Raw genomic sequence first — 16,991 nt, forward strand, 5'->3', positions numbered from 1 at the left:
ATGTTCGCGCCCATGAGGGCACGGTTGGCGTCGTCGTGCTCGAGGAACGGGATCATGGCGGTGGCCACGGAGACCATCTGGCGCGGCGAGACGTCCATGTAGTCGACGTCCGTACCCTCGACCACCTCGACGTCGCCGTGCTTCTTGCGCACGAGGACCCGGTCCTCGACGAAGCGACCGTCGGCGTCGATCTCCGAGTTGGCCTGCGCCACGACGTGGCGGTCCTCCTCGTCGGCGGTGAGGTAGTCCACCTGATCGGTGACGACCCCGTCGACGACCCGGCGGTACGGGGTCTCGATGAAGCCGAACGGGTTGACCCGGGCATACACCGAGAGCGAGCCGATGAGGCCGATGTTCGGCCCCTCGGGGGTCTCGATCGGGCACATGCGGCCATAGTGCGAGGCGTGGACGTCGCGGACCTCGAGGCCGGCGCGCTCACGCGACAGGCCACCGGGGCCGAGCGCGGACAGGCGTCGCTTGTGGGTCAGACCCGACAGCGGGTTGTTCTGGTCCATGAACTGCGACATCTGGGAGGTTCCGAAGAACTCCTTGAGCGCGGCGGTGATGGGCCGGATGTTGATGAGCGACTGCGGGGTGATCGCCTCGGAGTCCTGCGTGGTCATGCGCTCGCGGACGACGCGCTCCATGCGCGACAGGCCCACGCGGACCTGGTTCTGGATGAGCTCGCCGACCGTGCGCAGACGGCGGTTGCCGAAGTGGTCGATGTCGTCGACGTCGACCGGGACCTCGCGCCCGCCGGAGACCTGCATCGAGGACTCGCCCGCGTGGAGACGCACGAGGTACTCGATGGTCGCGGCGATGTCCTCGCGCGTGAGCGTGGTGGTGACGTCGCCCTCGGGGTCGGGCAGACCGAGCTTGCGGTTGACCTTGTAGCGGCCGACGCGGGCTAGGTCGTAGCGCTTCTCCTTGAAGAACAGGTTCTCCAGCAGCGCCTCCGCGGACTCCTTGGTCGGCGGCTCGCCGGGACGCAGCTTGCGGTAGATCTCCAGCAGCGCCTGATCCGTGTCCTCGACGGTGTCCTTCTCGAGGGTGGACATCATGATCTCGGAGAAGCCGTAGCGCTCCTTGATCTCGGTGGTGGTCCAGCCGAGCGCCTTGAGCAGCACGGTCACGGACTGCCGACGCTTACGGTCGATCCGCACGCCCACCGTGTCGCGCTTGTCCACGTCGAACTCCAGCCACGCACCGCGCGACGGGATGACCTTGACGGAGTGGACGTCCCGCTCCGTGGACTTGTCGCGGTTCCGGTCGAAGTACACGCCCGGCGACCGGACGAGCTGCGAGACCACGACACGCTCGGTGCCGTTGATGATGAACGTTCCCTTGTCCGTCATCATCGGGAAGTCACCCATGAAGACGGTCTGCGACTTGATCTCGCCCGTCTCGGTGTTCTCGAACTCCGCGGTGACGAACAGGGGCGCCTCGTAGGTGCGGTCCTTCTCGCGGCAGTCCTCCATCGAGGCCTTCACCTCTTCGAAGTACGGCTCCGAGAACGACAGGGACATGGAGCCGGAGAAGTCCTCGATCGGGGAGATCTCCCGGAGGATCGACTCGAGGCCTCCCTCGAGGTTGGTGACGCCGCGTGACGCGGCCCTCTTCTGCCACTCCTCCGACCCGATGAACCACTCGAACGACTCCGTCTGGAGGTCGAGCAGTCCCGGGACCGGCAACGGCTCCGAGAGCTTCGCGAACGAAACCCTCCGGGGCGCACCGGGAACGGTGGAGACTGACGTGGTCTGGCGGGAGACTGCCAAGATGGGTCCTTCCAGCACCTCACGTGATCACCACGGGCGGTGATCACAGATGTATCTGCGAGCGGTCCGCCGACGGGTATCCACCCCGGTCCGACCGCACGCGGGGGCTCGGGGATCGCCCGGAGAACCGGGGACGAGCCGCCACGGACGGACGGGAGGGCAAATAGCAGCCAGCGCAACGACCTAATCTAGTCGATGGCGGCGCGGAAGTCCAGCCGTCAACGGGGCGACCCGGAGGCTGTTCATGCGATCGGGTGCGGCGTCCGTCTCTGCGCTGGTTGCCCTCGTGGCTCTCGCCTCATCGGCCCCCGGTCGGGACATCGCACCCCGGGCGGACTCACGTCGCCCGATGCCCCTAAAGGGTGACTGCTCAACGCGCTTTCGTCAAGGATCTCGGCCGGTCCGGCCCGGGATCGCGCCGCCGGGGCCGCGCGTCAGGAGGGCAGGTCGGGGATGCGGGAGAGCTTCCACACCCCGTCGACCCTGTCGAGACCGACCAGGTAGGTGCCGCTGGTGCTGCCGGCCGCGACGCCGTCCCGGGTCATCGACACGTCCTGCACGAGCAGCACTTCCGCCTTGTCCCCCTCGAGGTACGCCAGCCCCGACTCGCGCACCTGCGCGTCGACGGTCGTCGCCGACTGCTCGTAGCTGTCCCGCAACGCCGGCCAGTTCTTGTCCAGCTCCGCCACGAGGTTCGGGGTGAGGAACTCCCCGAGCGAGTCGTGGTACTGGTCCAGCGTCTCGTGATCGATCGCCACGAGGCGCTGCACGTTGGTGCTCGCGGCCGTGAGCACCGCCTCGGTCGCCGCCTGGTCGACGAACGCCTGGTTGGCCGGCTCCGCTCCATCGGACAGTGCCAGGTAGATCAGGCCACCGGCCCCGCCGACGCCGGCGACCAGGCCGACGGCGAGCGCGCCGATGGTCAGTGGCCGTGCGAGCGAACGACGACGACGACGAGCCCCGTCCCCCTCGTCGACGCTCTCCGTGGCGTGGTCGCGCACCTCGTCGTCGTCGCCCTCCTCCGACTCCCACGGTCCCGCCTCGGGCCGGGTCGAGCCGGCGTGGCCGGCCAGGCGCCGGCGCGCCGGCGGGCCGGCGGGCTTCTGCGTCCTCTTGATGGGTGGCATCAGTAGATCCCGTCCTCTCTCATCGGCCGGCGGGCGTGGTGGGGGCGGGCGCCGCGGTCGAGCCCTGCTCGCCCTGGTCCGCCCCCGGCACCTCGAGGTTCTGGACCGACCGGCTCGAGCTCCCCACCGGCACCGTCACGCCCACCTGGTTGACCGCGTCGGCCTTCCACGCTCCGTCGACCCGGGTGAGGTCCACGCGCATCGCCTGCCGACCGGTGATGTCGTCCTGGCCCTCCCGCTCCGAGTGGGCGGTGAACACCACGAGCACCGCGGCGTCCCCGGCGTCCCGGTCCAGCGACTCGACCGCGGTGTGCGACACGGTGGCGGTGGTGACGGCCTTCTGCTCCACGACCCGCGTGCGGACGTCGCCCGCCCACTGCTCCTGCTCGACGAGGAAGTCCCCGGTGGAGGCGTCGGCGAGCTGCTGCAGCGACTGGTCCACGTTGCGGTGGTCGAAGCTGAACGCGTTGATGATCACCTGGGTCGCGACGTCGGAGACCGCCTCGCGTTCCGAGGCGACCTCCTGGGCCGCCCGCGCCTCGGAGTACCGCCACCCGAACACGCCCAGCGTCGCCAGCCCGGCGGCCAGCACGATCACCGAGACGATCGCCAGCCACCTCGGCACGGCCGCGCCGCCCCCGTCGTTCTCCTGCGAGCTCATGGCGGCGACGCTACCGGAACCGCCGCGCACCGGATCCTCGCCCGGTCCCGCCGTCACCGCGGGATCAGCCCCTGCAGGGCCGCGAGCTGCTCGGCGGCCACGGACAGGTTCAGCCGGTCCGGGTCGATCTTGGGCTTGGTGTCCCAGGGCTGCGGGACACCCGGGTAGGCGTACTCCACGCGCTCGGCACCGCGCACGGCGGTGGGGCTGCCCAGGGGCACCGTGCACCGGGCCTCGTAGTTGGGCGGGAAGTTCTGCTCCTGCGGATCGAAGCCCGGATCCTGCGCCTTCATCTCGTCGATGATCCGCTGGGTGCCCTCGTAGCCCTGCGTGCAGGGGGTGGGGTTGTCGTTCTCCAGGACCAGGCCGAAGTGGAGCGTCCCGTCGCCCGGCGCGGTCGACAGGCCTCCGGCCGCCAGGGCCGGGAGCAGCTGCAGCAGCACCTTGAACGACGGCGCGAGCGGGTCCACGGTCTTCATGGTGGCCGACAGGTTCCCCACCGCCCGGGTGAGGGGGGCGCCGGAGTTCTCCACCAGGTACCGGGCCTCGTCGGCGAACTCGGGGCCGGTGGTGATGAGGCGCTCGAGGTCGGAATCCGAGTCCCGCAGCGCCTCGGTGACCGTGCGCAGGTCACGGGAGAAGCTGACGATCTCGCCGGACTGGTCGGCCTGGGTGTCGAGCACGGTCGCGCCGTCCCGGATGAGGGCCTGCAGCTGCGGCATCGTGCGGATCCCGGAGTCGGAGATGCGGACGAGCGAGTCCGACAGCCGCTGGAGCTGGGGCCCCCGGCCCTCGAACGCCGCGCCCAGCTCGTCGACCGTCACCTCGAGGTCGTCGAGCGGCACCGACCGGGCCAGCGCGTCGACCGAGGACAGCAGGTCCTCGACGCGCACCGGAAGCGCCTCGCGACCCGCGGTCACCACGTCCCCGTCCGACAGGTACGGCTCGGAGAGGCTGTTCGGCCGCAGGTCCACGAACTGCTCGCCGATGGCGGAACGGTTGGCGACCACCGCCACGGTGTCCGCGGGGATGTCCGGGGCGCTGGAGTCCATGTCGAGCTCGACCCGCACGCCGTCGTCGGTCAGGGAGAGCTCGCCCACGCGGCCGACCGGCGTGCCGCGGTAGTTGACGGCCGCGTTGGTGAAGACACCGCCGGTGTCGGGCAGGTCCAGGTACACCTTGTACTGGCCTATCCCCAACAGCGAGGGCAGGCGCACGTAGTTGGCCCCGACGTAGCTGATCCCCAGCGCCGCTATCACGCAGAAGACGATGAGCTGTGTCCTGAGAGTCTTGCTCATCGGTATCCGGGCTCCCCTGGTTCGGGCAGGTACGTCTCGGAGAACTCCGACGTACCCGGCGCGGGTCTGGGCACCACGGCCCTGTCCATGATCGGCGGGACCGGCAGCAGCGGCAGCACGATGGTGGTCCGCCTGTCCGGCCCGTTCCCGTCCACCCAGGGATTGCCCGGGTCGATGTTGTACGGGCCACTCGTGGTGTTGGGCCTCAGCGAGACCGGATTCCCCTGGTTGGCCCCGAGGTTACGGAGCGTCTCGGAGATGGACGCGTCGAGTGACATGAACACGTTCGCCGACCCCCCCACCGTCGAGGAGATCGACGCGTCGGGGAACGGGAACGTGGGGATGAACCCGGTGAGGTCGATCAGTTCAGGGGTGGACTCGCTGAGATACCGGAGCACCGGGCGCAGCGCACGCAGGTCGGCGATGAGGTCCTCCCTGCTGCTGAGCAGGATGTCGGACCCCACCTGGCCCAGCGCGTCCACCCGGCGCAGCATCTCCACCAGCTGGGGGCGCTGCTCCTCGAGCACCGCCACCCCGGCGGGCAGCTCGTCGAGCGCGGCCTGGATCTGCTCGCGCTGGTCGTTCGCGCGGGACGACATGAGATTGACGCCCTCGAGCGCGGCGGTGATGCTGTCGCGTTGTCGGTTGAGGCCGGAGATGAGCTCGTCCGCCGACCGCAGGGTCTCGGTCAACCCCTCCTCGCGCCCGTCCGTCACCGCTCGCAGCTCGGCGACGATCGGCTGGATCTGATCCACGCCGCCGCCGTTGAGGAGCAGCGAGAGCGCGCCGAGCACCTGCTCGATGTCGGTCGTGGTCCGCGTGTTGGCCGTCTGGATCACGTCGCCGTCGGACAGCCTGCCGGCGGGCGGTTCGTCCTCCGGCGGGGTGAGCTGGACGAACTTCTCACCGAGCAGGTTGGTCTGCTGGATCGACGCCTCCACGTTCGCCGGGAGGTCGAGGTCGTCCCGCAGGACGACCTCGACCTGCGCGGTCCACCCGTCGTCGGCCAACGAGATCCCGGAGACGCGTCCTGCGTCGAGCCCGTTGACCTTGACCGTGGACTGCAGGACCAGGTCCAGCACGTCGTCGAACCGGATGGACACGTTCATGGGGTCCTCCCCCACCTCCGCGCCGCCCGGCAGCGTGTAGTCCTCCAGGTTCATGGAGCACCCGGCGGCGAGGGCGGCCACCACGGCGGAGGCACCCAGGGCCCGCGCGGCCAGGCCGGCCGCGGCGATCGTCGGGCGGCTCATCCCCGTCCCCCTTCCGACGCCGGCGTCATGGGCCACCCGTAGTTGCCCGGCACCGTCCCGGGGACCGGGATGGACTGCTCCATCTCGCCGGACAGGATGCCGAGAGGCAGGTCGGGGTTGGCGGCGCGGAGTTCCGCGTTGCGCTGCGGCGCGAGCGCCTCACAGGTCTGGATGTCGGCGCGACGGAGATCGTCAAGTCCCTGGAAGAGGTCGTTGCCCGGGTTGAGACGGCCCAGCTTCATGATCTGGCACAGGATTCCCGCCGGGTTCTTGGTCTCGGGGATGTTCAGGCGCATGGACAGGGTCCCCGACTCCGGGTCGTAGGCGTTGATGAGGTTGAACAGCGCGACCGGGGCCGCCTTGAGGATCTCCTCGAGGTCGTCCCGCTGGTCGGCGGTGATCTGGCTCAGGGTCACCAGGCGGTCCGCGTTGCTGCGGATCACGTCCTGGTTGTCGCGGATCAGCCGGGCCACGTCGGCCAGCGCGTAGCTGAGCTCGCCCAGCGCGCCCTGCAGGTCCTCCCGCTGCCCGGCCACCGTCTGGTTGAAGGACGCCATCTGGGTGTTGAACTCCCGCACCTGGGCGTCGTTCTGCGCGAGCATGGTGACGAACGACTGGAGGTTGATCACCGTCTCACTGATGTCCTGGCTCGAGTCGGCGAGGATCGTGGCGGCGGTGGACAGCTCGTCGATCGACCGCCCCAGCGCCGCCCCGTTCCCGCCGAGGGTGTCGGCGGAGGCCGTGACGAACCTGTCCAGCGCGCCGTCCTTGTTGGCGCCGTCGGGCCCCAGGGCCTCGGTGAGGTCCCGGACCGACGAGTACAGCGTGTCCACCTCGACCGGCGTGGCGGTGCGGTCGAGCGGGATGTGCGCGCCGGACTCCATGGTGGGACCGCCGGAGTAGGCGGGCACGATCTGGATGGTCCGGTCCGGGATGACCGACGGCGTCACCTGGACCGCCTTGGCGTCCGCCGGGATCTCCACGCCTCGACGGACGTGGAGCCTGACCTCGACCGTGTCTCCCATCGGGGTCACCTCGTCGACCGATCCCACCGTCACGCCGAGGATCCGGACGTCGGTCCCGGCGGAGATGCCGACGGCGGAGGGGAAGGTCGCGGTGATGGTGGTCCGACCCATCCGGGTGGCGGCGAGGTAGGTGACGGCGACGACCGCCACGACGACGACGAGGAGCAGCGCGACCAGCCAGTACGGCAGCTTCTTGTGCATCAGTTGATCCCACTCTGACGGGCCGGCGCGCGGGCGCCGGGGTAGAACGGAGGCTCGGGCACGCCCGGCGGGATGAGGTTGGTCACCACGGAGTCGAACCACCGGCCGGTGCCCAGCATGTTGGCGTACAGCCGGTAGAACGGCGCGAGGTTGTGGATGGACTTCTTCAGCTCCTCCTGGTGGTCGGTGAGGACCTCCAGCGCGGAGTCCAGGCTGTCGAGCGTCGGCCCGAACTCCGCCTCGTTGTCCGCGACGAACCTGCGGAGCTCGACCGACAGTCCGCGGGTGGAGGCCAGCACCAGCTTGAGCGTCTCCGAGCGGTCGTTGAGCTCGCCCAGGAGTTGCCCGGTGCCGATGATCAGGCGCCGGAAGTCGTCGTTGCGGTCGGCGAGGATCCCGGAGCTGGTGCGGGTGGCCTCGAGCAGTTCGCGGAGCTCGGCGTCCCTGCTCGACAGCGTCCGCGACAACCTGGCCACGCCGTCGACCGCGCCGCGGAACTCCTCGGGCGAGGCCTGCATCGCGTCGGTGAGGGTGTCCAGGCTCTCCGCCAGCTTCTGGTCGTCGATCCGGTCGAGCGTCTCGGCCGCCGAGGAGAACGCGGTGACCACGTCGTAGGGCGCCACGGTGCGATCGAGCGGGATCGGCTCCGAGCGGTCCAGCTCACCGGTCCCCGCGGGGATCAGGGCCAGGTACTTCTGGCCCAGGACGGTCTTGACCTGGATGCTCGCCCGGGTGTCGTCACCGAGCCACGCGTCCTTGGCACGGAAGCCCACGACGACCTTGTCCCCGTCGAGCTCGACGTCGGTGACGACCCCGACCTTCACGCCGGCGATACGGACCTCGTTGCCGTCGGTCAGTCCGGCCGCCTCGGAGAAGAGGGCGGAGTACCTGGGCCCGGCTCCCACGAACGGGAGCGAGTCCAGCATGAAGGATCCCGCCGTGAGCGCGAGGATCACCAGGACGCCGATCGCCCCGATCGTCGCGTTGCCGACCCTGGGCTCCCCCGGCTTGCTCTTGCTCATGGGATTCCCCCTGCGTGGCACCGGGGCGCCACGTTCGTATACACCGGGTGGTTGACCACCGGGCCGCCTGTCGGCAGAAGGTTGGGCACGTTGTTGCCCGGTCCGATCGCCACGTCGGCACCGCAGAGATAGAACTGGAACCACGACCCGAACGAGCCCATGCGGATGAGGTTGTCGGACTTGATCGGCAGGTTGGTGAGGACCTCGTGGAGGGTGTCCCGGTTGGCGCTGACGTCGTCCGTCACCAGCTTGAGGTGGTCCAGCGACTCGGTGACGCTCGGACGGGTGGCCGCGACCACGTTCTCGGCCGACGACGTGAGGTCGGCGATCGAGTCCAGGGACTCACCGATCGCGTCGCGATCGGCCGCCAGACCCTCCACCAGCTGCCGGGTGGTCACCACGAGCTGCTGGAACTGGACGTCCCGCTCGTTGATCGTCTGGAGGACCCGCGTGAGGTTGTCGATGACCTCCCCGATCACCTGGTCGCGATCGGCCAGGTGGTTGGTGAGTTGCGAGGTCTGCTGCACGAGGCTCGTCACGGTTCCGCCCTCGCCCTGGAGCACCCGGACGAGCGAGTCCGCGAGCGCGTTGACGTCCTCGGGCTGCAGCGTGGTGAACAGCGGCCGGAAGCCGTTGAACAACGCCGTGAGGTCCACCGCGGGGGAGGTCTTCTCGATCGGGATGGTCGAGCCCTCGGGCAGGGCGGCCTGGACGGGGCCCGGTTCGCGGGAGATGTTCATGTAGCGCTGGCCGATCATGTTCCGGAATCTCAGCGCGAGGTGGACGTTGGCCGGCAGGGTGCGGTCGCCCGACATGGTGAAGTGCACCATCGCCTGATCCCGGTCGTGGATCTCGTACCCGGTCACGTGTCCCACCACGACCCCGGCGATGCGGACGTCGTCGCCCTCCTCGAGCATCGTCACGTCGGAGAAGACCGCCGAGTACTCGGTTCCCTCCTCCCGCGTGCCGCCGCGGATGGTGGTGGCGAGGATCGTGCTGAGAAGCGCCGTGACCACCACGAACACGCCGAGCTTGACGAACGATCCCAGGACCCCGCCCCGGAAGAGCGCCTTGAGTTTGGTGCTCATCGGAAGCTCACCTGCGCCCCGCGCAGAGCCGGGGCCCCGATCCCACCGATCCACGCGGGGATGTCCACGGCGTCACGGCCGGTCGCCACCCCGTACACGGTGCGCACCGTGTCGGTCTCGAGCGGCGAACCCGCATAGGCCATCGCCATCACCTCTCCACCCCGCCCGGCCGTCACGGTCGAGGGGAAGGGCAGGTTGGGCTGCTGCGGAACCGCACGCCTAGGCGCGGCGGGGACCGAACCCCGGGTCCGCAGGGCGGGAACGGGTCCGTCCTCGTCGAGGGGGTTGGGCAGCGTCGGGACGTACTGCGGGCCGGGGTTGCGGGTGGGGGGCTGGTAGGAGCCGTCGGCGATCGCCCCACCGGGCGCCCCACCGAAGATCCCCGGCTCCGGGACCGGCTCGTAGCAGCGCGGTCCCCGGGTGTCGAAGAAGCGCGGCTCGTCCTGGTTGGGGACGTACCGACCCCTCGGGTTGATCACCTCGATGGTGACGCGGATGCCGGGGTGGGGGGTGCCCACCCCGAGGATCGCGTCGGAGCGGTCCAGGGCGATCATGAACTGATCGACCGTGCACGGCAGCGCGGGCGAGTACTCGGCGAGGTACTCGAGCGACCGGCGGGAGTCGGCGGCCAACGCGATGAGGTCCGCGCGATTCGCGGCGAGGAACCCCGTGACGACCTCCGCCGAGGAACTGATCCGCTGCAGACCGTCGGCGATGTCGGTGCGCCTGGTGATCACCGTGTCTCCCGTGGTCCGCAGCGCGTCGAGCGCGTTGATGAGGTCCGGCAGCGCCTCCGCGTAGGTCTGGGAGAACGTCGCCAGGTCCTCCAGCCCCGACTCCAGGGCGGGCATCTCCTGGGTGATGCCGTCGAAGACCTGTCCGATGTCCACCAGGCTCGCCCCGATCTCGTCGCCGCGACCGGCAAGCGCCTGGTTCAGGGCGCCGAGGGTGCCGGCGAGCTTCTCCGGCGGGACCGCCTCGAGGACCGGGAGCAGTCCGTCCAGGACCCGCCCCAGTTCCACCGCGTTGCCGCGGGTGTCCTGCTCGATGGTGGCGCCGGGCTCGATCGTGCCCACGGGCTGCTCGGGGAAACCGAGATCGACGTACCGCTCGCCGAACAGCGTCTTGGGGAGCAGTCGCCCGCTGACGTTGGCGGGGAGCTGGTCCACGAAGGCCGGGTCGAACTCCATGTTCACCCGCACCTTGTCCCCCTCGGGTTCCACCCCGGAGACGCGGCCGACCAGGACGCCGCGCGCCTTGACGTCGGCGTCGTTGGGAAGGGCGTACGCCATGTCGTCGGTGTACATGGTGACGGTGTCCGACGCGGTGAACGCCCGGTTGTAGATGGCGATGGTGGTGCCCACGAAGACCAGGACGATCACGATGAACAACGCGGACAGCAGGCGCTTGGCGGTGGTCGACAGCTCGCTCATCCCGCCACCCGCACCGTCGTGGTGGTACCCCAGAGCGCGAGTCCGACGAAGAAGTTGAGGATGGCCACCACGACGATCGTCGTGCGGACCGCGCGCCCCACGGCCACCCCGACGCCCGCCGGGCCGCCGGTCGCGGTGAAGCCGTAGTAGCAGTGGATCATGACCAGGACAAAGGCGAAGATGATCACCTTGACGAAGGAGTAGATCACGTCTTCCGGGGGCAGGAAGAGGTGGAAATAGTGGTCGAACGACCCGGTCGACTGGCCCTGCAACAGGGTGTTGACGCCGCGTGTCGCCAGGTACGAGGACAGTAGTCCCACCACGTACAGCGGGATCACGGCGATGAAGCCGGCGATGATCCGCGTGGTGACGAGGTAGGGCACGCTGGGGATGGCCATCACCTCGAGCGCGTCGATCTCCTCGGAGATCCGCATGGCGCCGAGCTGGGCGGTGAAGCCGCAGCCGACGGTCGCCGACAGCGCCAGGGCGGCCACGACCGGCGCCACCTCACGGGTGTTGACGTAGGCGGAGAGGAAGCCGGTGAGGACGGAGCTACCGATCTGGTCCAGCGCGGCGTAGCCCTGGAGCCCCACCACGACGCCCGTGAACCCGCTCATCATGACGATGACGCCGATGGTCCCGCCGAGGACCGCCAGCACGCCGACGCCGAAGGTCACCTCGGCGATCAGGCGCAGCACCTCGTGCCGGTAGTGGACGAGCGTCTGCGGAATCCAGCGGATCGCCCTCAGGTGGAACGCGAGCTGGTCCCCCAGGGAGTCGAACGACTGGATCGGACCGCGGACCAGGGCCCGGAGCTTGGCCCTGGTGGGGCCGACGTCGGTGTGGATCGCCATCTACGACCCCTTCGGCGGAACGATCTGCAGGTACATCGCCGTGAGGATGAGATTGGCGAAGAACAGCAGGAGGAATGTGAGGACCACGCCGAGGTTGACGGCGTCGCCGACACCCTTCGGGCCACCCTTGGGATTCATGCCGCAATACGAGGAGACGACCCCGGCGATGAGGCCAAAGACGAGGGCCTTGACCGAGGACATGATGAAGTCCGGCAACTGCGCGAGGGCACCGAAGGACATGAGGTACGCACCCGGGGTGCCCCCCTGCAGCATGATGTTGAAGACGTAGCCGCCGGAGATGCCGACGATCGAGACGAGACCGTTGAGCAGCACCGCGACGAGCATCATGCCGAGCACGCGGGGAACCACGAGCCTCTGGACCGGGTCGATCCCGAGGACCCGCATGGCGTCGAGTTCCTCGCGGATCGAGCGGGCGCCCAGGTCGGCCGCCACGGCGGAGCCGGCGGCCCCGGCGATGAGCAGCGAGGTGACCAGCGGTGCGCCCTGCTGGACCACGGCGAGGACACCGGTGGCCCCGGTGTAGGCCTCCGCCCCGAGCTGCTGGACGAGCGAGCCCGTCTGCATCGCCACGACCGCACCGAACGGGATCGCCACCAGCGCCGACGGCAGGATCGTCACCGAGGCGATGAACCACGACTGGCTGATGAACTCCCGGAACTGGAACGGTCGCTGGAAGATGCCGCGCAGCACCTCGAGGAAGAGGCGGAACACCTTCCCGGCCTCGCCGACGGCATCACGGACACCCCCGCCGACGTCGGCGGGTGACACGCCAGACCTTCTCGCGGGTTGCTGAGTCGCACCCTCCGCCATCCAATCCCCCGACCTCTCCCGCGTCTTCAGTTCTCGTCGGAACCGTAGTGGGCGTCCACGCCGGTCGTCGCGGCGCCGTCTCCGGGGCCCGTGGCGGTGGTCGCGGCGGAGCCACCGACCGGTGCGGCCGCGGGGACCTTCCCGTTGCCGTGACCGCGCGCCGCCCACTCGGCCCGGATCGCCTCCTGCGCGCCCTCGGGAAGGGTGTCGAGCATCTCCGCCACGCGCTTCTCGCGACGCAGCTCACCCTTCCGCTCGGGGCCGCCGGGCGTCGGCTGCATCTGCGACGGGACACCCGTGACCTCGTCCTCGCCCGGGGAGCCGTCGTTGTGGCCGGCGTCGGCCTGGGCCTGCTCCTCGCGCATCTGCGCGTCGTCCTTCTCCTCGGACATGCCGATCGGGCCCAGCTTGGAACCGCGGAGGAACTGCCGGACCGACGGCTCATCGCTGGTGAGCAGGACCTCGCGAGGGCCGAACATGACGAGCTTCTTGCGGTAGAGCATGCCCAGGTTGTCCGGGACGGTGCGGGCGAGGTTGATGTTGTGCGTCACGATGAGGATGGTCGCGTCGATCTGCGCGTTGATGTCGATGAGGAGCTGCGCGAGGTAGGTGGTGCGGACCGGGTCGAGTCCGGAGTCCGGCTCGTCGACCAGGATGATCTCGGGATCCAGCACGAGGGCGCGGGCCAGCCCGGCGCGCTTGCGCATCCCGCCGGAGATCTCGCCGGGGAGCTTGCCCTCCGCGCCGGTGAGCCCGGTGAGCTCGAGCTTCTCCATCACGATGTCGCGGATCTCGGACTCCGACTTGCGGGTGTGCTCGCGCAGCGGGAACGCCACGTTGTCGTAGAGGTCCATGGAACCGAAGAGCGCGCCGTCCTGGAACAGGACGCCGAACAGCTTGCGGATCTCGTAGAGCTCCTTGGCGGTGCACTGGAGGATGTCCGTGCCGTCGATGATGATCTTCCCGCGCTCCGGGCGCAACAGCCCGATGAGCGATTTGAGGAACACGGACTTACCGGTACCCGACGGCCCCAGGAGCGCGCTGACCTCGCCCTCGGGGAGGGTGAACGTGACGTCCTCCCAGATCTTCTGCGATCCGAACGACTTGGTCAGACCCTCGACGGAAACCTCGACACCCACGTCACCACTCCTCACGGCAGCCATCGTCTGTGGCCACGGTCACTGTAGACTACCGTTCGGTACGGGTGGTTCGTTACATGCCGATAATTTGTGGACCTAAGGATCCCTCACTGGGGTTGGCGTCCAAGGGAAATGCCGCCAGGGGCGGTCCGGCGAACATCGCCGGACCGCCCCTGGCGGTCACACTGGGTGAATCAGCTCACTTGAGCGAGACGGAGGCACCGGCCTCTTCGAGCTTGGCCTTGGCCGCCTCGGCGGTCTCCTTGTCGGCCTTCTCGATGATCGCCTTGGGGGCGGACTCGACGAGGTCCTTGGCCTCCTTGAGGCCCAGGCCCGAGACGAGCTCGCGGACGACCTTGATCACGCCGATCTTCTTCTCGCCGGCCGAGTCGAGCACGACGTCGAACTCGTCCTGCTCGGCGGCGGCCTCGCCACCGGCAGCCGGGGCACCGGCAGCGGCGACGGCGACCGGAGCGGCCGCGGTGACCTCGAAGGTGTCCTCGAACAGCTTCACGAACTCGGAGAGCTCGAGAAGAGTCATCTCCTTGAAGGCCTCGAGCAGCTCGTCGTTGCTGAGCTTCGCCATGGTGGCGTCCTTTCTGTTGGTCCCGGCACCGTCAGGCGGCCCGGAAGCATGTGGGGTGTGTCAGTTCTTCTTGTCCTGGAGCGCCGCGAACAGACGTGCCAGCTGCGAGGCGGGCGCGTTGAACAGGCCGGCGGCCTTGGCCTGGTTGCCCTTGAGGGCACCGGCCATCTTCGCGAGCAGGACCTCGCGGGATTCGAGCTCGGCGATCTTGTCGAGTTCGGCGGCGGACAGCGGGGAGCCGTCCATCACACCGCCCTTGATGACGAGCGCCTTGTTGTCCTTGGTGAAGGTCTTGAGTGCCTTGGCGGCCTCCACGACCTCACCGGTGACGAACGCGATGGCGGTGGGACCGGTCAGAAGGTCGTCGAGACCCTCTACGCCGGCTTCCTTCGCCGCACGCTTGACCAGGGTGTTCTTGGCCACGGTGTACGTGGCCGAGTCACCCAGGGCCTTCCGCAGCGCGGTGACCTGCGGAACGGAGAGGCCACGGTACTCGGTGACCACGGCGGTCGCGGAGTTCTGGAAGTGCTCCTTGATCTCCTCGACGGCCTGGACCTTTGCGGGCTTTGCCATGTTTCGCCTCCTTTCTGCTTCTCACTGCCGGAAAATGCACGAACGCCCCGGGCGCAGGCGGCACGGGGCGTGGAGGAGGCGGGCGCTGTGGCACGCTGGTTCCTGCACTGACCGGTGTTCTCCTGCGCGGGCCGTCCGGGCGCTCCCGGACACTTCGACCGTCCCCGGCGGGGACGGTGACCTGCGGTCTTCGGTGAAACTTGATCAGGTGCCCGGCGGACGGGGCCGTCGGGCGTTCAAACTTCAGCGTTCAGCGTATAGGCCGGGGCGGACCCGGGCCAAATCGCGGGCCCCGCCCGGGAATGGCGACCGCGCCCCGCATCTGTCACTGTTGTGCCGTGTCCTCCGCCCAGTCCCGTCTCGCCGTCGTCTACAACCCCACCAAGGGTGGTGTCGACGAGGTCCGCCGCCGGGCCGCCGAGAGGGCGGCCCAGCACGGGTGGACCGATCCGGTGTTCTACGAGACCACCGAGGAGGACCCCGGCACGGGCCAGGCCGCCGAGGCGGTCGAGGGCGGGGTGGGCCTCGTGATCGCCTGTGGCGGGGACGGCACCGTCCGATCGGTGGCCCAGGGCCTGATCGGCAAGGGGGTCCCGATGGGTGTGGTCCCCCTCGGCACCGGGAACCTCCTGGCCCGAAACCTGGACATCCCCCTGGACGACGTGGACCGGGCGCTCCGCGTGGCCATGAGCGGCCGGAGCCGGAGCATCGACCTCGGCGAGGTCCGGTACACCGACGGCGCGGGCGAGTCCCACGACGACGTCTTCCTCGTCATGCTCGGGGCCGGGATGGACGCCGACATGATCGCGGGCACCGACGACAGGCTGAAGGCTCGGGTGGGGTGGCTCGCCTACGTCGGCGCGTTCGCCAACACCCTGTTGCGCGGCCACCGGATCAAGGTCGAGTACTCGCTCGACGACGGCCCGGAGATACACACCCGCGCCCGCACCCTGTTGGTGGCCAACTGCGGGATGCTGCAGGCCGGAATGATCCTCCTCCCGGACGCCGTCGTCGACGACGGACTCCTGGACGTGCTCGCCCTCCGCGCCAAGGGCCCTCTCGGATGGGCCCAGGCGGGTGCCGTGCTGGCCCATCACACGTTCCAGCACCGCCTCAAGCCCGTTCTCAGGATGGACTCCACGCCGGGCACCGACACAGAAGGGCGCCGGACCAGGCCCCTGGACTTCCGCCAGGGGGTCGCGGTGACCGCCAGGGTCCTGGAGAAGCCCGCGTCGTTCCAGATCGACGGCGAGGAATGCGGAACCGTCACCGAGTTCGTGGCCCGGATCAAGCGGAGGGGACTCACCGTGCGGGTGTCGCACTGAGCTACTCCTCGCGGCGGTCCCGGCGCATCAGCAGGGCGAGCACGTCGTGGATCTCGTCCACCGACGGGATCGGCAGGGCCGAACGGCCGTAGACGAACCCGATGCCGGCGTACACCAGGACCCCCGCACGGATCCGGGCGTCGCGCTCGGAGAAGCCCAACTCGACAAACGCGTCGTGCACCACCCGCAGGATGCGCTGGTCGAGGTCGCCCACCGCTGCGGCGACCGTCTCGTCGGCGCGGGCCCACTCCCGGATCGCCGCCTCCCCCTCCCAGGCGCGGGACTCGACCAACATCGCACTCATCGTCTCGAGCCGGACGTCCGGGGGCATCTGCTCCATCGACACCAGACCCCGCGCGGCGTCCATCTCCTGCGAGAAGTACAGCGTCGCGATGGCCGCCATGAGGGCGTCGAAGTCGGCGAAGTGCCAGTAGAAGCTGCCCTTCGTCACCCCGAACTCGGCGCACAGGCGGCTGATCTTGACCGCCGCACGCCCCTCCGTCATGAGCAGATCGAGCCCCGCCCGCGCCCAGTCCTCGACCGACAGGCGCCCCGTCCGGGGCGCGTGGGGGCGAGCCGCCCACCCGGCACCCTGGGTCATGCGACCGCACCGCCGAATCGTGTCCTCACCCTGTCGACCCTACGTCGGGCCGAGCGCGGTGAGGACCAGTGCGCGCGAGGCGGGGTCACGCCCGAGCTCACCGTGCCACACCGGCGGGCCCCCCGGGCCGGGCGGGACCGCCCCCCCCTTTTCCCCCCGGTCCCGAAATCCCCTTCCGCTCTTCCGAACAACCCCCGCC

At 69.5% G+C, this 16,991-nt stretch carries 15 protein-coding genes and 1 pseudogene; 1 reads left to right on the forward strand and 15 read right to left on the reverse strand.

Going from position 1 to position 16,991, the window contains the following annotated elements:
- From Q0444_RS04075 to rplJ, 14 genes and pseudogenes are all read right to left on the reverse strand, one after another.
- Window positions 1-1,793, reverse strand: a pseudogene (locus Q0444_RS04075) (DNA-directed RNA polymerase subunit beta); the annotation flags it as partial.
- A gap of 416 nt (window positions 1,794-2,209) precedes the next feature.
- A complete protein-coding gene (locus Q0444_RS04080) occupies window positions 2,210-2,902 on the reverse strand; it encodes a hypothetical protein (protein WP_291079579.1) in 693 nt (230 codons plus the stop codon).
- Window positions 2,903-2,921: 19 nt separating this feature from the next.
- Window positions 2,922-3,563, reverse strand: a complete 642-nt coding sequence (locus tag Q0444_RS04085; protein ID WP_291079577.1) for a hypothetical protein — start codon at window positions 3,561-3,563, stop codon at window positions 2,922-2,924.
- A gap of 53 nt (window positions 3,564-3,616) precedes the next feature.
- Window positions 3,617-4,861, reverse strand: a complete 1,245-nt coding sequence (locus Q0444_RS04090; protein WP_291079575.1) for an MCE family protein — start codon at window positions 4,859-4,861, stop codon at window positions 3,617-3,619.
- Window positions 4,858-6,114, reverse strand: coding sequence for an MCE family protein (locus Q0444_RS04095; protein ID WP_291079573.1), 1,257 nt, complete (start codon window positions 6,112-6,114; stop codon window positions 4,858-4,860). The genes Q0444_RS04090 and Q0444_RS04095 overlap by 4 nt, the downstream gene beginning before the upstream one ends.
- Entirely contained in the window at window positions 6,111-7,340 is a 1,230-nt protein-coding gene (locus Q0444_RS04100; protein ID WP_291079571.1) for an MCE family protein, read from the reverse strand. The genes Q0444_RS04095 and Q0444_RS04100 overlap by 4 nt, the downstream gene beginning before the upstream one ends.
- Window positions 7,340-8,362, reverse strand: coding sequence for an MCE family protein (locus Q0444_RS04105; protein WP_291079569.1), 1,023 nt, complete (start codon window positions 8,360-8,362; stop codon window positions 7,340-7,342). The genes Q0444_RS04100 and Q0444_RS04105 overlap by 1 nt, the downstream gene beginning before the upstream one ends.
- On the reverse strand, window positions 8,359-9,450 hold the full coding sequence (locus tag Q0444_RS04110; RefSeq protein WP_291079568.1) for an MCE family protein: 1,092 nt from the start codon (window positions 9,448-9,450) through the stop codon (window positions 8,359-8,361). The genes Q0444_RS04105 and Q0444_RS04110 overlap by 4 nt, the downstream gene beginning before the upstream one ends.
- Window positions 9,447-10,883 (reverse strand): MCE family protein, encoded by a 1,437-nt coding sequence (locus tag Q0444_RS04115; protein ID WP_291079567.1) that lies wholly within the window; start codon window positions 10,881-10,883, stop codon window positions 9,447-9,449. The genes Q0444_RS04110 and Q0444_RS04115 overlap by 4 nt, the downstream gene beginning before the upstream one ends.
- Window positions 10,880-11,737: an ABC transporter permease gene (locus Q0444_RS04120; RefSeq protein ID WP_291079566.1), complete on the reverse strand. Its 858-nt coding sequence runs from the start codon at window positions 11,735-11,737 to the stop codon at window positions 10,880-10,882. Before Q0444_RS04120 ends, Q0444_RS04115 begins: the two co-directional genes overlap by 4 nt.
- A complete protein-coding gene (locus tag Q0444_RS04125) occupies window positions 11,738-12,568 on the reverse strand; it encodes an ABC transporter permease (protein ID WP_291079565.1) in 831 nt (276 codons plus the stop codon).
- A gap of 26 nt (window positions 12,569-12,594) precedes the next feature.
- Window positions 12,595-13,707, reverse strand: a complete 1,113-nt coding sequence (locus tag Q0444_RS04130; protein WP_291079564.1) for an ABC transporter ATP-binding protein — start codon at window positions 13,705-13,707, stop codon at window positions 12,595-12,597.
- 199 nt (window positions 13,708-13,906) lie between these two features.
- Entirely contained in the window at window positions 13,907-14,293 is a 387-nt protein-coding gene (gene rplL, locus Q0444_RS04135) for a 50S ribosomal protein L7/L12 (protein WP_291079563.1), read from the reverse strand.
- Between the two features lie 60 nt (window positions 14,294-14,353).
- Entirely contained in the window at window positions 14,354-14,866 is a 513-nt protein-coding gene (gene rplJ / locus Q0444_RS04140) for a 50S ribosomal protein L10 (RefSeq protein WP_291079562.1), read from the reverse strand.
- A 338-nt stretch (window positions 14,867-15,204) separates the two neighbouring features.
- Between rplJ and Q0444_RS04145 the strand changes: the two genes are divergently transcribed.
- Window positions 15,205-16,191, forward strand: a complete 987-nt coding sequence (locus Q0444_RS04145) for a diacylglycerol kinase family protein (protein ID WP_291079561.1) — start codon at window positions 15,205-15,207, stop codon at window positions 16,189-16,191.
- A 1-nt stretch (window position 16,192) separates the two neighbouring features.
- On the opposite strand, the gene Q0444_RS04150 is transcribed toward Q0444_RS04145, so the two are convergent.
- On the reverse strand, window positions 16,193-16,792 hold the full coding sequence (locus tag Q0444_RS04150; protein WP_291079560.1) for a TetR/AcrR family transcriptional regulator: 600 nt from the start codon (window positions 16,790-16,792) through the stop codon (window positions 16,193-16,195).
- Window positions 16,793-16,991 lie beyond the last annotated feature (199 nt).

Origin of the sequence: uncultured Dietzia sp. (assembly GCF_937873725.1) — a bacterium.
In the GTDB taxonomy this organism is placed as follows: domain Bacteria; phylum Actinomycetota; class Actinomycetes; order Mycobacteriales; family Mycobacteriaceae; genus Dietzia.

Coding starts and splice junctions, on each gene's coding strand:
- Q0444_RS04080 (WP_291079579.1), bottom strand. CDS start 2,902: ATGCCACCCATCAAGAGGACGCAGAAGCCCGCCGGCCCGCCGGCGCGC.
- Q0444_RS04085 (WP_291079577.1), bottom strand. CDS start 3,563: ATGAGCTCGCAGGAGAACGACGGGGGCGGCGCGGCCGTGCCGAGGTGG.
- Q0444_RS04090 (WP_291079575.1), bottom strand. CDS start 4,861: ATGAGCAAGACTCTCAGGACACAGCTCATCGTCTTCTGCGTGATAGCG.
- Q0444_RS04095 (WP_291079573.1), bottom strand. CDS start 6,114: ATGAGCCGCCCGACGATCGCCGCGGCCGGCCTGGCCGCGCGGGCCCTG.
- Q0444_RS04100 (WP_291079571.1), bottom strand. CDS start 7,340: ATGCACAAGAAGCTGCCGTACTGGCTGGTCGCGCTGCTCCTCGTCGTC.
- Q0444_RS04105 (WP_291079569.1), bottom strand. CDS start 8,362: ATGAGCAAGAGCAAGCCGGGGGAGCCCAGGGTCGGCAACGCGACGATC.
- Q0444_RS04110 (WP_291079568.1), bottom strand. CDS start 9,450: ATGAGCACCAAACTCAAGGCGCTCTTCCGGGGCGGGGTCCTGGGATCG.
- Q0444_RS04115 (WP_291079567.1), bottom strand. CDS start 10,883: ATGAGCGAGCTGTCGACCACCGCCAAGCGCCTGCTGTCCGCGTTGTTC.
- Q0444_RS04120 (WP_291079566.1), bottom strand. CDS start 11,737: ATGGCGATCCACACCGACGTCGGCCCCACCAGGGCCAAGCTCCGGGCC.
- Q0444_RS04125 (WP_291079565.1), bottom strand. CDS start 12,568: ATGGCGGAGGGTGCGACTCAGCAACCCGCGAGAAGGTCTGGCGTGTCA.
- rplL (WP_291079563.1), bottom strand. CDS start 14,293: ATGGCGAAGCTCAGCAACGACGAGCTGCTCGAGGCCTTCAAGGAGATG.
- rplJ (WP_291079562.1), bottom strand. CDS start 14,866: ATGGCAAAGCCCGCAAAGGTCCAGGCCGTCGAGGAGATCAAGGAGCAC.
- Q0444_RS04150 (WP_291079560.1), bottom strand. CDS start 16,792: ATGACCCAGGGTGCCGGGTGGGCGGCTCGCCCCCACGCGCCCCGGACG.